Here is a 15,347-nt window from a genome sequence, read left to right as displayed (position 1 = left end):
TGATGCGGATCAAGACACATTTCCTTTGTTTAGTGTTAATGTTAATAAATCTCATTATCAACTTCATGTGCGTTACTCATATTATGCAAACTTGGCACAAACTCTTTCTGCTTTGCTGCTGTTGGTGGCTATCAGCCTCATTAGCCTGGGCTGCGACGGATTACCCGCAGTTGGTTAATGATATCCAATCCCGTCTCGATAAAACGTCTCAGTTGTACCAACAACAGAACAATGATGAAGCCCGTACTACGGTGCAGATGGCGTACTTTGAAGTTTTCGAAAACCTCGAAGGCCCGATTCGTATCAATATCTCTGCCCAGAAGAGTTATCAGATGGAAGCCGCTTTTGGTGAAATCCGGCGCATGATTGGGGAGGGCAAGCCGCAAGCGGAAGTTGATAATAAAATTAATTGGCTTAAAAGTGAACTCACTGCGGTACTGCCTATACTGACCGATGGGCATAAACTTAATGCAGAACAGCAACATGCAGCTTATGAAAACAGTGAAATTGCACTGTACTGGCAGCAGAGTTTCAAGATCATTGATGACTTACTGGCACAAGCCATAAGCGAATATCAAGAAGGGAAGTTCGCCGCGGCCAGCGAAAGCGTGCAACAGGCTCATTATCAGGGTTTTAAAAACTCTGAAATGGAAATGTCAGTGCGGGGCAATCGTTCCGCACAAGCAGCAGCGGCAATTAACCAACAATTTACCGCATTAATCGATCTCACTCGCAAGCCAGACCAAATAACGGAAGTTGCCTATCGTGTCACCGGTTTACTACAAACTATCGAAGACACCCTTCCAGGCTTACCCACAACGCGTGAACAGCAACCCGTCACCGCAGATCAAGCCAACGTTGGGCAATCTTCGGCATCGGCTGCTAGTTCTGACGGACAAGCTAATGCCGATTGGGCGGCTGTTTCCAGTAAGATAAATCAGGCCATCAGCGATGCTATTAGTCAGTACCAAAAGGGGCAGACTACACCGGCAATGATGGCTGTGCAGGATACCTACTTTGATTTGTTCGAAGCCAGTGGCATGGAGAATAAAGTTGGTTCACGTGATGCTGCATTTAAATCGACGTTAGAGGGGCATTTCACTCGTTTAGTCAGCCTGATGAAAGCCGGTCAGCCAGTCGAACAGTTACAAGCCGAAGCCGTCGCGTTGCAAAAGGATTTGGCCAGTGCTGTAGAGATGCTCGGTGGGGGGGATGAAACCAACTGGAGTCTGTTCATCTACAGCCTGCTGATTATTGTGCGTGAAGGGCTGGAAGCTTTACTGATTGTTGCCGCGATAGTGGCTTATCTGGTGAAAAACAACCATCAGGATAAATTACCGCTCATTCGTCAATCCGTTGTAGTGGCCTTAATCGCCAGCGTGCTAACCGCTTTCGTCTTCCAGTGGTTATTTGCTAATTCAGGGCAAAGTCGTGAGTTATTAGAAGGTTTCACCATGATGATTGCCGTGGTGATGCTGTTCTCAATGAGTTACTGGTTATTGTCGAAGACTGAAGCACGGCAATGGAAAGCTTATCTCGAAGGGAAATTTTCTAAATCACTCAGTAGTGGATCGATGGTCGGGTTATGGCTGACAAGCTTCCTGGCGGTGTATCGCGAAGGTGCTGAAACTGTACTGTTCTATCTGGCCCTGATGGGCGATGCCAGTACCACTAGCGGCCACTTGTCGATTCTGGCAGGTTTTGGCGTTGGCTGTGTATTCTTGCTGGCAGCTTATCTGGTCATGCGCTTTACCGTAGTCAAATTGCCACTCAAACCCTTCTTTATGTTTACCGGTGGCTTTATGTACCTAATGGCGTTTGTATTTGCCGGTAAGAGTGTTCTTGAACTAATTGAAGGTAAATTGTTTGAGCCGACATTGCTACCGGGCGTACCTGAAATCAGTTGGTTGGGGATCTATCCATATCTGGAAACATTGATTCCTCAAGGGATATTACTGATTGCTGCGCTGGTTGCTCTTTGGGTAATGCAACGGCGTGGTCGTACTGTCTCAGCGTAATGGTCCGGCATGATGCCGGTGTGAATAACGACAATGTAATTATCATTTGATACCAGAGGGTGTGCTACATGACCATGAAGAAAACGATTATTGCCAGCAGCATTATCGCCAGCATTTTTGCAGCGCCTGCTGCTTTCGCCTTTAAAGAGTATCCGGCTGGCGAGCCTATCAAGATCAACGATATGGAAATTGCTGCAGTTTACTTGCAGCCAATCGATATGGAACCGCGTGGCATGGGTTTGCCTGCCGCGAAAGCTGACATTCATCTGGAGGCAGATATCCATGCCACCGAAGGCAATAAGAATGGATTTGGTGCCGGTGAGTGGATGCCGTACCTGACTATCGCTTATACCTTGGTGAATACGGATACTGGTACCAAACAAGAAGGCACATTCATGCCGATGGTTGCCAGTGACGGTCCACACTACGGTGCCAATATTAAAATGATGGGTGTAGGTAACTATAAAGTTACTTACCATATCAGTGAGCCATCTAAAGCCGGATTACATCGCCATACTGATAGCGAAACGGGTGTTGGCCGCTGGTGGAAACCGTTTGATGTGAGCTATGACTTTAAATATACCGGTTTGAATTGATAACAATGGCCGCGATGACTAAAACAGTTATCGCGGCTTTTTCTTAATGCTGGATGGTCAGCGCGTTTTTATCCGCGCGATGTAAAAGCTGATCAGTGATAACTGGCAGGTGTTGTGATTATCTTGCCCAAGGTGTGTGCTAATGAGTTATTTTTTTGTTTCCGTGCTACAAGCCTTTTTACCGGTAGCGTTGTTATTGGGGTTAAGTTGGGCATTCAGGCCAGCTCCTGCATTGAACCGGGTGGTATGGATAACGATACTCATGGCTATCTTGGGTATTTGGGCCGGTACCCATTACCCAAAATCGCAGCAATTGCAGTTAGTTCTGGCGGGGGGGCAACTTCTCGCACTGCTGTTATTCTTGTTAAGTCAATTTACGCTCCGCCGATCGTTAGGTTATGTCTGGCAAGCCCTGTTGGTATTGGGCGCGGCATTCAATTGGGGTAATAACCCGAATCTCGGTGCCTTTACCAATACCCATGTCATCAACACCGATTTACTGCTTAATTTGGCGGCTATTGTCGTGGCATTTGGCTGGGTGATTTTCAGTGCCGTATTATTGCTGATGATGGTCAGGCAATTGCCTCGTTGTCGTTGGCCACTATTGATACTGATAACGGTATTACTGATTTTGCCACTCAGTGGCGACGGCATTCTGTTATTAATGAAGTTACAGGTTGTGCCACTGACCAAATCACTACTCAGTTATGTCGCTTTAGTTACCAATGGGCATGCCTGGTTGAGTTACATTTGTGCGCTGCTTCTGGCATTTACGACGCTGTGTTACTTGATACCGTTACGGAATTCCCGCCGGATCGTCGGTGAAAATTCAGACCCGATTGCTCACCGTAAAGCATTAGCTGATTACCGTAATGTACGCCGAATCTTTGTTTTTTCCTTGCTGGCATGGGTAATAGCCGCAGGTGCTCAACTCTACTGGGATAAAGTCGCTTCTCAACCGCCCCAGTTGTCCGAGGCTTTACCCGTGACACTCTCGGCTGATGGTTTAGTCCGTATTCCAGTAGAGCAGGTACGTGATGGTAAGTTGCATCGTTTTGTCTGGGTCGCCGATGATGGTAAAGCAGTACGTTTCTTTATTATTAACCGTTATCCCGATCGTCTGCGCCTGAGTGTGGTTTTCGATGCCTGCTTGTTGTGTGGTGATCAAGGGTATGTCATGGAAGGCAATCAGGTCATTTGCGTTGCCTGCGCCGTGCATATTTTCATTCCGTCGATCGGTAAAGCAGGGGGCTGTAACCCGATACCGTTGGAGGGGTGGAAAAGTGACGATAAAGAGTTAGTCATTCCCAAAGCCTCTTTGGAGGCGGGTGTCAATTACTTCACCACGGTAGTAACGCTTGATGTAATTGATCCGGTTGATAAAACTCGCCTCACCAATCAAAAGGCCGAATATAAGTACAGTTATGGCGAGAATACCTATTTCTTCTCATCTGAGGCGAATTACAACCGTTTCCGTGAACACCCGGAGCAGTTTGTGACGCCGGTTGCCAGTAGTGAAGACAGTGACACGCAGGAGAATCCATAATTATGTTATGGCGCATGCTCAAGCAGTCTTGGTTCAGGAATGTCCGGCGTAAATCCCTGGCGGTATTTACGGTCTTCCTTGCTGCCGGACTCATCTCGTCATTGTTGGCGGTATCGATAGATATTGGCGATAAAATGTCACGTGAGTTGAAGTCTTATGGTGCCAATATTTTGATTGAACCTGCTGGGCAGGTGGCACTGCCGTCATTATTCGGCGAGCAGAGTAACCCACTTACCGGGCAGGATTTCCTCGATCAAGCTGAGTTACCCAATATCAAAGATATTTTTTGGCGTAACAATATTGTCGGTTTTGCGCCATTACTGAGCGGCGAAACTGATGTTAAGGGGCAAATTATTCCGCTGCTGGGGACCTATTTTAATCAGCCGGTTGATGTACCCGATGAAGAGGACTATCACACTGGTCAGCAAATTATCAGCCCGTATTGGCAGGTTAGTGGTAACTGGCCGCAGGAGCCAGTTAAAGCCGATGCGACAACGGCTGAGGCATTGTTAGGTAAACAACTGGCACAGCAAACTGGTTGGAAAGTCGGTGATGAGTTGCACCTCAACGGTGCCTCTGGCCCACTAACGGTGAAGATAAGTGGGGTGCTGAGTAGTGGTGGTGAAGAAGAGAGCCGCCTGGTATTACCCCTAAGCGCAGTGCAATCACTCCTCGGCTTGCCAGGAAAAATCCAGGCAGTGCGGGTTTCAGCATTGACTGTGCCAGAAAATGAGTTGTCGCGTAAAGCGCGCGAAAACCTTGAAGCCCTTAATGCCGAAGAATATGACCTGTGGTATTGCACTGCTTATGTTTCTTCAATTGCACACCAATTGGAAGAGGCTATTTCTGGCTCCGTAGTGCGGCCAATTTGGCAAGTTGCTGCATCTGAAGGGGTGGTGATTGAAAAGATACAACTGCTGTTGGCGGTGGTTACGCTGGCGGCGTTGATTGCTGCGGCAATGGGGATTGCATCGCTGATGACCAGCACGATTATGGAACGCGCGAAAGAGATTGGTTTGATGAAAGCATTGGGGGCGCGTCAGTGGCAAATTTTGATGCTGTTTTATCTTGAAGCAGCAATCAGTGGCTTGATTGGTGGTCTGGCAGGCTGTTTGGCTGGCTGGGGCTTGGCAAAAACCATTGGCCTGATGTTGTTTGGCGCTCCACTCAGTTTTGCCTGGATGGTGGTGCCCTGTGTGCTGGTGATATCCGTGTTGATTGCCGTCATAGGTACCTGGTTCCCTGCCCGGCGTATTGCCAGTCTCTATCCGGTGGAGGTGCTTTATGGCCGTTAATCATCGGGCAATTCAGCATAAAGGCAGTAATAGTATGTTCTGGCGATTAGTATTACGTGCACTGCGCCTGCGGATGCAACGGGTCAGTGTGGTATTTGCCGCACTCACTGTTGGTGCAGCGATTGTCACCGCAATGTCAGCAGTTTATTTCGATATTAATGCCAAAATGAGTCAGGAGTTACGAACCTTTGGTGCCAATTTCTATATCGGCCCAGGGCATGGTAACTCTTTTGAACAACAGCGATTTCAGCCAATTATAGATGCGGCACCCAAAGGGCTTATCAATGCTTCCAGCCCCTATATTTATGGTATGGCCCGCACCGAATTGGAAAAAGTGGTGCTGATGGGGGTATGGTTTGAATCCCTACAACAGCTCGTTCCCTACTGGCAAGTCACCGGCAACTGGATCGGCGTCAGTTTTGATGATCGCAATGCCATGATTGGTGTCAAACTTGCCGAACGCTTGCACGTCAAAGTAGGCGATACCATTACATTGGTGAATGGAGCGACTCGCCAGCGTCTTCAGGTCAAAGGTATTGTTGAAGCGGGTGACGCCACGGATAACATGTTAATCGTCAATCTTGAACTGGCACAAAAATGGCTCAATCAACCGGGGCATATCAGCAATGCGCTCCTTAGTGTCAGTAATGATGTGGGGCAGGTTGAAACATTTGCCAGCCGCCTGCGTGAGCAATATCCCGATCTTGAAATTCGGCCAATCCGTAAGGTTTCGGCTTCTGAAGGACAAGTGCTTGATAAAATAAAAGGGCTGATGGGGCTGGTCTCGGTGGTGATCCTCATTTTGTCATCACTGTGCGTTAACACCACCTTAATGGCGATAGTGGGTGAGCGTTCAAAAGAGTTCGCCTTGCAAAAAGCATTGGGTGCCAGTGGTGCCGATATTATTCGTCAGATGCTGACTGAAACACTGATTATATCGCTGGCTGCCGCAGTCTGTGGTGCTTTGCTTGGGTATGTGTTGGCGCAAGTATTGGGCCAGACGGTGTTCAGTGCGGCAATCGCTTTGCGAGCACCAGTACTGCCATTGACCCTGATATTGTCATTGTTAGTCGCCGCCGTGGCGGCCATTGTTCCCACCCGTCGGGCTATTCATATCGAACCCGCTAAAGTCCTGAAAGGAGAGTAGCAAATGACATCGCCATTAACACGGGTGAAACCTGAATACACCGCGGATGCCGTCATTGAAACCCGACATTTATATAAGCGTTTTGGTCAAGTTACAGCGCTGGAAGACATTAATATTCGCATTAATCGTGGTGAGTTTGTCGCGATTATGGGGGCGTCCGGCTCAGGTAAAACAACATTAATGAATATCCTGACCTGTCTGGATACCGTTAGCGAAGGGCAGGTGTTACTTGACGGTATTGATGCCGCAGGCTTAGACGAAGAAGGCCGCAGGCAGTTTCGGGCTGACAAGATAGGGCTGGTTTTTCAACAATTTCACCTGATTCCTTACCTGACTGCGTTAGAGAACATTATGTTAGCGCAGCATTATCACAGTGTGGTTGATGAAGACGCCGCGCGGCAGGTTTTAGAACAGGTCGGGATGACACCACGTATGGGGCATCTGCCTAGCCAACTCTCTGGTGGTGAGCAACAGCGAGTGTGTATTGCACGTGCGCTTGTTAATCAGCCCCCTATCATTTTTGCTGATGAACCGACCGGCAACCTTGATGAAGAGAATGAACAGCGGGTGCTGGATCTGCTAAACCATATTCATCGTCAGGGTAGAACCATTGTCATGGTTACCCACAATCCAGATTTAGGGTGTGTTGCTGATCGGATAATCCGGCTCCAGCACGGTAAATATCTTAATGAAGAGAGCCGTCATCATGTGGCGTAATCGGTTAAAAGTTATCGGCATGTGTGGTGTGTTATTGCTACTTAGCGCGTGCAAACAAGAAGAGTTGGTGGTGGGTGAAGCGGCCCCGCAATTGGCAGCTTATGACCTAAAAGGCAAGCCGGTGGCACTTGATCAATGGAAAGGTAAGCAGGTGTACCTCAATTTCTGGTCAGCTAGCTGTGGCGGTTGTCTGGCTGAAATGGCGGCACTGGATAAACTGAGTCAGGAATATCGGGATGATATCGTGGTTGTGGCGATTAACACCGATCCTGAACAGGTGGATATCAATCCGGTGTTGGCACAGCGGAATATTAGTTATCCGGTTATTCGTGATCAATTAGGTATCACACAAGAACGCTACCAGGTTATTGGCACCCCGACTTCTTTTCTGATTGACCGCAGTGGTAAAGTGACGCAATTGCATCAGGGCGCGCGTAATGAGCAGGCGCTGGTTACGTTGTTCCAACAATGGGCGGCGGGTGCATAATGAAAGCAGTGCTGTTGTTAAGCGTGGGTGTCCTGCTGCTCAGTGTCACGGCTCAGGCGGCCACTGACGGTGAGCATATTTATAAACAAACCTGTTCAAGTTGCCATGGGCGTTCGGCTGATCGCAAAGGCTTGGATAAGGCACCGCCACTGATATCGTTATCGCGTGATGAAATTGTTGATGGTCTAACTGCTCGCCGCGATGGCAAGATTGTTGGCCGGGGTAATAAGGCCAAAGCACATCTGACGGATGACGATATTCAAAAACTGGCCGACCATATCGAAAACTTAAAAACGATTAAACACACAATGCCTTGATGTAATATTATCTTTTATTTCAATTTGTTGATTGATTTAAATAAACCAAATCTCGTGCCGAATTTGTTTGTTCCGACGGCTTCATTTGATAATGTTAATGCTGTATTATATGTTGCATATTAAATACATCTTTAAGTTATCTGAGGAATATCAGTATGGGAAATGCATCAGCACTGCTGTGTTATAAAGAGTTACCTGTCTGGAATAGTACCGCTGTACCGGCGATGTTCCGGGAAAAACACAATACCAAGGCAGGTACTTGGGCCAAACTGACCATTCTAAACGGGGAGATGGATTTTCTGATCCTCGATGAAGCGGGGAATACTTTGGCGAGGCATAGCTTCTCTTGTGAGCAGCAGCCACCCTTTATAGAACCCCAAGTCTGGCACCGTATTGCCGCATGTTCAGATGACCTGCAATGCCAACTCAGTTTCTATTGCACGGCAGAAGATTTTTATCATAAAAAATACAATTTAACCCCGACGCACTCTGAAGTCATTGAAGCCGTGAAAATGGTTAAACCGGGTAAAGCATTAGATTTAGGTTGTGGTTCTGGTCGTAATTCTTTGTATTTGAATTTATTGGATTTTGATGTCACGGCGGTAGACAAAAATAGCGATAGTATCCATAATTTACAGCAGATTATAGTACAGGAAAATCTGCAAAATATTACCGCCAGCACTTACAATATTAATGAAGCCAGTGTGGACAACCGCTATGATTTTATTTTATCGACTGTGGTCCTGATGTTCCTACAACCGGAAAGAATTCCCTCTATTATTAATAATATGCAGGAGTGTACCTTGTCCGGTGGTTATAATTTGATTATCTCTGCCATGTCTACGGATGACTTCCCTTGTACTGTGCCGTTCTCCTTTACATTAAAGTCGGGTGAGTTAAGCCATTACTATAAAGATTGGGATATTATTAAGTACAACGAAGATGTTGGGCAATTACATAAGACCGACGCCGAAGGTAATCGGATAAAACTGCGCTTTGCGACACTATTGGCGAAAAAACGGTAATTGCACCGTAGGTACCTAACCTGCGACTTAGTTGGGTTTAATACAGCATATTAAATCGCGGGTAATTTAACCGCCGCGGGGGGTAAGTTGGGTTCTTTACGCAAACAACTGACAATATAATCAATAAATACGCGCAGCTTGGGGGGTAAATAGCGGGTTGGCGGGTAGAGTAACCATAAGCCACCGCTGTACGAACTGATAAAGCGCCATTCTGGTAATACCGGTACTATCAGTCCCTGTTGCAATGCTGTTCTGGCCGTAAAATAAGGTAGGCTGCCGATACCTATATGCTGCAAGACAGCATCTAGCCTGACACCGGTATGGTTAGCTGCGTAGCGGCCCCGTACCGCGACAGTTACCGCTTTGCTACCTTGACGGAATTTCCAGCGGGCGTCTCCCGGCGTCTCTCCGAGATAAATACAGCTATGGTGCGCTAAATCATGAGGATGCAGGGGAACCTCATGGGCGGCGAGATATTCGGGTGTGGCGCACAACAAATGTTCGATAGTCATCAATTGCCGGCCAATCATTCCAGCAGGGGGTTGGTCAGTAATACGAATTGCCAAATCGATATTTTCATCAATTAAATCAACGTAGCGGTCATCTAAGATCAGTTGTACATCTATTTTACTGTGGCGGCGCAAGAATTCAGGGATATGCGGGTGAACGACAAAACGGCCAACCGCTTTTGGTACACTGATACGAATAAGCCCTTCCGGTTCCAGATTGTACTGGCCACTGACTTCCATCACTGAATTGGCTGCACTAAGCATCGCATGACAGCGTTTAAAAACCTCTTCGCCACTTTCGCTCAATCGCAATTTACGCGTAGTTCGTTGCAATAAGCGCGTAGCCAGCGCTTTTTCGAGTCGGCTGACGCTACGGCTGATTGCTGAAGGTGAAACGCCTAACTGGCGTGCAACTGCCGAGAAACTGCCGGTTTCTACCACTTTAACGAAAATAGCCATTTCGCTTAGCGGAGTCAGAGGCGTATTTATGCTCACAGCGCAACAGTCCTTTGAGGTTATGACGGATTATCACGATAGACTGACATTAATATAATCATAATGGAAATGATAAAAGGATAATGATTGTGACTACTCGTCTATTTTTTGATAACGATACGCTGGCTACGGATGTAAATGTCCTGAGTTGTACTCCTGATGGTGAGCGATTTGCTTTAATATTGCAGGCTACTATTTTCCATCCACAAGGCGGTGGGCAACCTTGCGATACCGGTATGATTGGCGGCAGCCCGGTATTACATGTGGTGCAGCAGCAACATCAATTAGTTCATTATGTGGCGCTGCCCGTTGCATTAGGGATACAACCTGCGTGTATCGACAGTGACCGGCGTTTTCTGAATGCACGCATGCATTCCGCTGGGCATATCATTGGCAATATTGGCGAAAGTTATGGCTGGTTGCCAATAAAGGCACATCACTGGCCGGGTGAGGGCCGAGTCTCATTTAAACGAACTGAAAATCCGCATCCAATTGATATTAATACTGTTCAGATAGCTTTAGAGCAGTTTATTCATCAGGATTTAGCCCGACAGACGTTGATCCAGGGTGATTTTCGCGAAATCGGATTTGGTGAATTGCCCGCGTATGCCTGTGGCGGAACACATGTTAGTTCGCTGCGCGATGTGGGAAAGGTTGTTGTTCAGTCCATTTCGGAGAAAAAAGGAGTGATGTCGGTGAATTACACGATTGATTAATCGGTAATAAATTGTCCTGGCTCTGCACCTGCAACTTCAATGACTTTAGGTATATTATTCAGATCACAGATAAAATAAGCCTTGAAGGAAAGTTTGGTGAATAAAGAAAAGATTGCGCATTTAGACGCGGTAAGCCGCAAAGCCCGTACGGTAATGGAGCGAGAAGGGCTTGATGCTCTGGTGGTCACCGTCTGTGATAATTTCTACTATCTCACTGGGTTCGCCAGCTTCTTTATGTATACCTTCCGCCACACTGGTGCGGCGGTGGTGATTATGTTCCGTGATGCAGCAATTCCTTCGCAAATCATCATGAATGAGTTTGAGGCAGCCAGTGCCCACTTTGATATGCCGAATATGGTGCTAAAAACCTTTCCGGTGTGGGTCGATGTCGACTCTCCACGCAATCCCCTTAATCATCAGACCAAGCGTGAGCGGCCGATTGGCCCGCCAGTTGAAGCTGTTTTTAGTTTAGTCAAAGCAGCGCTTGAGGACGCCGGGGTGCTGGGTAAGACCATTGCCATTGAATTACATGCCATGTCTAACGGGGGAAAAGGTGTTCTGGACAAAGTAGCGCCAGGGCTGAAATTGGTTGATTCAACGCCGTTATTTAATGAAATCAGGATGATCAAAAGCCCGTGGGAGATTGAACATCTGCGCAAAAGTGCTGAGATAACCGAGTTTGGTATTGCCCGTGCAGCGAAAGAAATTCGCGTCGGTTGTACTGCGGCACAATTGACGGCGGCATACAAAGCCGCAGTAATGACGTTCCCGGAAACGAACTTCTCCCGTTTCAATCTTATTTCGGTTGGCGATAACTTCTCGCCTAAAATGCTGGCGGATGACACCCCAGCTAAGCCGGGAGACTTAATTAAGTTTGACTGCGGTGTGGATGTTGCAGGTTATGGTGCCGATCTGGCGCGAACTTTTGTTCTGGGGGAGCCGGACCCACTAGCAAAGCAGATATATGACACCATTAGAATCGGTCATGAACATATGCTCTCAAGGGTGGCACCGGGGGTTAAATTAAAAGATGTTTTTGATTCCACCATGGACGTCATTAAAAAATCGGGCTTGCCACATTATAATCGTGGTCATCTAGGGCACGGTGATGGTGTATTTTTGGGATTAGAAGAAGCACCTTTCATCAGTACATTAGCGACTGAAACGTTCCAGCCTGGGATGGTGTTAAGCCTTGAAACACCCTATTACGGTATTGGGATCGGTTCGATTATGTTAGAGGATATGATTCTCATTACTGATAATGGTTATGAGTTTTTAACTAAACTCGATCGCGGCTTACAACGTTGTGACTAATCTGCGCTGAACATCTCACTTTATGTGAATTAAATTCATCTTGCAAAATAGACTCTAGCTATTTTAGCTGAGCCTATTTTTCTTAGGTCAAAATCGTATATGACAAACATTCAAATAGTTATAAAAATTATTCATATAAAATAATGAGTTAAATTGTAGAAGTGTTTTAATAGTTTGGTTACGGGCATTTTGGCAGTAAGACCTGATTTTCAATCAGTTCATTCTTAATGATAACGGTAGTGATAATCTACTATTGCTAATAATAGCGGACTTATTTTCTAGTTATAAGATAAATAATATTTTAGATATTAAAATTAAAAGTAGTAAAAAAAACAGGCTAAAACAGCCCGAAAATCAAATCGTGCTACCCTTTTGCAGACGACTGTATCGCAGGATTCCCTTAGTGAAAATATTTCGTCGCTAAATTTTGCCTTTTTAAAGAGTTTTCTTCTAAGATTAATCTTAATTTCATTAAAACTAACCGCTATAACACATTTTCACCTCTATTAATCGCTGGAATAACAATATTCTATAATAATTCGACAACAGTATTTTCTTTCAACTATCCTATGTAACATGCTGTAATACATTCTAAGGACTTCATTTCATCATAATTCCATAATGAAAAATGGATGTTCGTGAAGTAGCTTTCCTTGATCATCAAACAAGTTGCTGGCTTAAGGGTTATATAATGTATAACGCATTTACAACACTACTGCGCCCGTTGCACCGGCACAGAATAACTTTATTAGCGCTATTAATTTCCGGCCTTTCAGTTAATCCAGTTTTGGCAGATACACAGTATGATTCGTTAATCATCCAAGCCAGATCAGGAGATACCGCGCCGGTCCTTGACTACTTACAAAAAGAATCCAAATCTGGCCCTCTCAATAGTGGGCAGGTAGACGACTGGCTACAAATAGCCGGTTGGGCAGGGCGTGATCAAGAGGTCATTGACGTTTACGAAAGATACCACTCTTCAATGAATCTCTCTTCGCGGGGCTTAGCGTCAGCAGCGCGTGCATATCGCAATGAAAAACGTTGGGATCAGGCGTTGGCATTGTGGCAAAGCAGTTTAAAGAAAGACCCAACCAACCCAGATCTTATCACTGGCATGATAATGACTCAGGCGGATTCCGGGCGCGGTGGTGAAGCTTTACAGCAAGCGAAAGACCTGGCTGCGCGTGACCCTTCTGCAAAAAACTATATGACCCTCTCTTATCTTAATCGGGCAACCAACCGCAATTACGATGCTTTACAGGCCTCGAGTGAGGCGGTACGACTGGCACCGGAATCTGAGGAAGTATTAAAAAATCACCTCGAGATTCTGCAAAGAAACCGTATTGCCGATCCTGCGTTGCAGCTTGCCAAAGAGAATCCAAAATTAGTGACCGCAGAGCAATATCGGCAACTTGAGCGAGATGCTGCAGCGGAACAAGTCCGTATGGCGGTACTACCAACACGCAGCGAGACGGAGCGATTTTATATTGCTGATCAAGCGTTGGCTGATTATCAGGATTTGTTAGCCCGCTGGAGCAAAGATCCCGAAGCGCAGGCCGATTATCAACGTGCTCGTATCGATAGATTAGGCGCGTTATTGGTTCGCCGTAATACCGAACAACTCATTAAAGAATATGAAGGCATGGAAGCCGAAGGCTACAAGATGCCGGATTATGCACGTCGCTGGGCGGCATCTGCTTATATCGATCGCCGGATGCCAGAAAAAGCAGCGCCCATCTTGACCAGTTTGTATTACGCCGATGGCAAAACATTCCGTAATAGCGATGATTTACTTGATGCAGATGATCTCTATTATTCGTTGAATGAAAGTGAACAATTGGATAAAGCACATCAATTCGCTAAAAACTATAGCGAGCAAACGCCGTATCAGGTTGGCGTTTATGGTCTGCCAGGTAAAGAGCCGAATGATGACTGGATGGAAGGGCAGACTCTGCTGGTTCAATCCCTGGTAGCACTCAATGATCTGCCTGCGGCGCAGAAAAAACTGGAAACGCTATCCAGTACTGCTCCTGCTAACCAGAATTTACGTATTGCTCTGGCCGGTATCTATTTGGCAAAAGATTTACCACGTAAATCTGAACAAGAATTGAAAGCAGTAGAGTCATTGGCGCCACGCAGTCTTATTCTGGAACGTGCACAAGCTGAAACTGCGATGGATTTGCAGGAATGGCATCAGATGGAGTTACTCACTGATGATGTGATTACCCGTTCTCCTGAAGATGTTCCCTCTCAGGAGCTCGATCGTCAGCGCAAAGTGCATAACATGTATGAATTGCGTGTAACCGGGAATCGAACTATTTCTTCCAACAGCCCAATCAGTGGTAACAAGGATTTTGGCGTTGAAACCTTGCTGTATAGCCCCCCGATAGCTGAAAACTGGCGGGTATTCGGTGGTGGCAGCTACGACAATGCGCAATTTGAAGAAGGAAAAGGCATTAATCGTGCGACACGGCTAGGGGGCGAGTGGACATCCCGTGACCATTGGGTTGAGGCTGAAGTGAATAATCAGAATTACGGTTTTGGTAACAAAACCGGTGCTCGGTTATCGACTTGGTACGATTTTAATGATCACTGGCGCGTTGGCGGGCAGGTTGAGAGACTGGCCAAAGATACCCCATTGCGGGCATTAAAAAATAATATATCCGCTAACAGTGCGTCAGCATATGTGTTCTGGAAAGCAGATGATCGGCGTGATGCTGAAATTAGCGTGACACCGTCACGTTTCTCTGACGGCAACAACCGTTGGGAATACGAGTTCAACGGACGCCAGCGTGTCTGGACGGGCCCTTACCTGACGGCAGATCTTAGCTTAGGGTTAGCGTCGAGCCATAACACCAAAGAGGATGTGATTTACTATAACCCGAAAAGTGATTTCACTTACGTCCCTGCCATTACCCTAAACCACATTATGTATCGCCACTATAAAACCGTCTGGAGCCAACAAATTCAGCTCGGTGTTGGCGGTTATTGGGAGAAAAACTTCGGTAATGGTCTGGTAACCACGGCAGGTTATGGGCAACGCATTCAATGGAATGATGTCGTGGATACTGGGATAGCAGTGACCTACGATAAGCGCCCCTATGATGGTGTCCGTGAGCACGATCTCTCGCTCGCTTTCGATTTGAATTACCGTTTCTAAGGGAT

General features: G+C 46.6%; 13 protein-coding genes. 12 read left to right on the top strand and 1 reads right to left on the bottom strand.

The window, feature by feature from the left end; all coding sequences use genetic code 11:
• Positions 1 to 83: 83 nt before the first annotated feature.
• The 9 genes from A6J66_007055 to A6J66_007015 all read left to right on the top strand — a co-directional run bounded on the left by A6J66_007055 (position 84) and on the right by A6J66_007015 (position 9,148).
• The gene (locus A6J66_007055) at positions 84 to 2,018 is read left to right on the top strand and encodes an iron permease (GenBank protein ID PNM23981.1); all 1,935 of its coding nucleotides are present in this window, start codon (positions 84 to 86) and stop codon (positions 2,016 to 2,018) included.
• Positions 2,019 to 2,086: 68 nt separating this feature from the next.
• Positions 2,087 to 2,614 carry an iron transporter gene (locus A6J66_007050; GenBank protein PNM23980.1) on the top strand — a complete coding sequence of 176 codons (528 nt, stop codon included), beginning with the start codon at positions 2,087 to 2,089 and terminating at the stop codon, positions 2,612 to 2,614.
• 142 nt (positions 2,615 to 2,756) lie between these two features.
• Positions 2,757 to 4,160, top strand: a complete 1,404-nt coding sequence (locus tag A6J66_007045; GenBank protein ID PNM23979.1) for a DUF2318 domain-containing protein — start codon at positions 2,757 to 2,759, stop codon at positions 4,158 to 4,160.
• Between the two features lie 2 nt (positions 4,161 to 4,162).
• Entirely contained in the window at positions 4,163 to 5,455 is a 1,293-nt protein-coding gene (locus A6J66_007040) for an ABC transporter permease (protein PNM23978.1), read from the top strand.
• Positions 5,445 to 6,602, top strand: a complete 1,158-nt coding sequence (locus A6J66_007035) for an ABC transporter permease (GenBank protein ID PNM23977.1) — start codon at positions 5,445 to 5,447, stop codon at positions 6,600 to 6,602. The genes A6J66_007040 and A6J66_007035 overlap by 11 nt, the downstream gene beginning before the upstream one ends.
• 3 nt (positions 6,603 to 6,605) lie before the next feature.
• The gene (locus tag A6J66_007030) at positions 6,606 to 7,319 is read left to right on the top strand and encodes an ABC transporter ATP-binding protein (protein PNM23976.1); all 714 of its coding nucleotides are present in this window, start codon (positions 6,606 to 6,608) and stop codon (positions 7,317 to 7,319) included.
• Positions 7,309 to 7,806 carry a TlpA family protein disulfide reductase gene (locus A6J66_007025; GenBank protein ID PNM23975.1) on the top strand — a complete coding sequence of 166 codons (498 nt, stop codon included), beginning with the start codon at positions 7,309 to 7,311 and terminating at the stop codon, positions 7,804 to 7,806. The genes A6J66_007030 and A6J66_007025 overlap by 11 nt, the downstream gene beginning before the upstream one ends.
• On the top strand, positions 7,806 to 8,123 hold the full coding sequence (locus tag A6J66_007020; GenBank protein PNM23974.1) for a cytochrome: 318 nt from the start codon (positions 7,806 to 7,808) through the stop codon (positions 8,121 to 8,123). The genes A6J66_007025 and A6J66_007020 overlap by 1 nt, the downstream gene beginning before the upstream one ends.
• Before the next feature lie 155 nt (positions 8,124 to 8,278).
• Positions 8,279 to 9,148 carry an SAM-dependent methyltransferase TehB gene (locus tag A6J66_007015; GenBank protein ID PNM23973.1) on the top strand — a complete coding sequence of 290 codons (870 nt, stop codon included), beginning with the start codon at positions 8,279 to 8,281 and terminating at the stop codon, positions 9,146 to 9,148.
• Between the two features lie 50 nt (positions 9,149 to 9,198).
• On the opposite strand, the gene A6J66_007010 is transcribed toward A6J66_007015, so the two are convergent.
• The gene (locus tag A6J66_007010) at positions 9,199 to 10,152 is read right to left on the bottom strand and encodes a LysR family transcriptional regulator (GenBank protein PNM23972.1); all 954 of its coding nucleotides are present in this window, start codon (positions 10,150 to 10,152) and stop codon (positions 9,199 to 9,201) included.
• Between the two features lie 89 nt (positions 10,153 to 10,241).
• Here A6J66_007010 and A6J66_007005 point away from each other — a divergent pair, with 89 nt between their 5' ends.
• From A6J66_007005 to A6J66_006995, 3 genes are all read left to right on the top strand, one after another.
• Positions 10,242 to 10,868, top strand: coding sequence for a hypothetical protein (locus A6J66_007005; protein PNM26918.1), 627 nt, complete (start codon positions 10,242 to 10,244; stop codon positions 10,866 to 10,868).
• 96 nt (positions 10,869 to 10,964) lie between these two features.
• The gene (locus A6J66_007000; protein ID PNM23971.1) at positions 10,965 to 12,182 is read left to right on the top strand and encodes a peptidase; all 1,218 of its coding nucleotides are present in this window, start codon (positions 10,965 to 10,967) and stop codon (positions 12,180 to 12,182) included.
• Between the two features lie 691 nt (positions 12,183 to 12,873).
• Positions 12,874 to 15,342, top strand: a complete 2,469-nt coding sequence (locus A6J66_006995) for a poly-beta-1,6 N-acetyl-D-glucosamine export porin PgaA (protein ID PNM23970.1) — start codon at positions 12,874 to 12,876, stop codon at positions 15,340 to 15,342.
• Positions 15,343 to 15,347: the final 5 nt, after the last annotated feature.

Origin of the sequence: Yersinia enterocolitica (assembly GCA_002082245.2) — a bacterium.
Classification (GTDB): domain Bacteria; phylum Pseudomonadota; class Gammaproteobacteria; order Enterobacterales; family Enterobacteriaceae; genus Yersinia; species Yersinia enterocolitica_E.
Note: the sequence above shows the minus strand (reverse complement) of the source record. Positions and strands in the feature narration are given on the sequence as shown.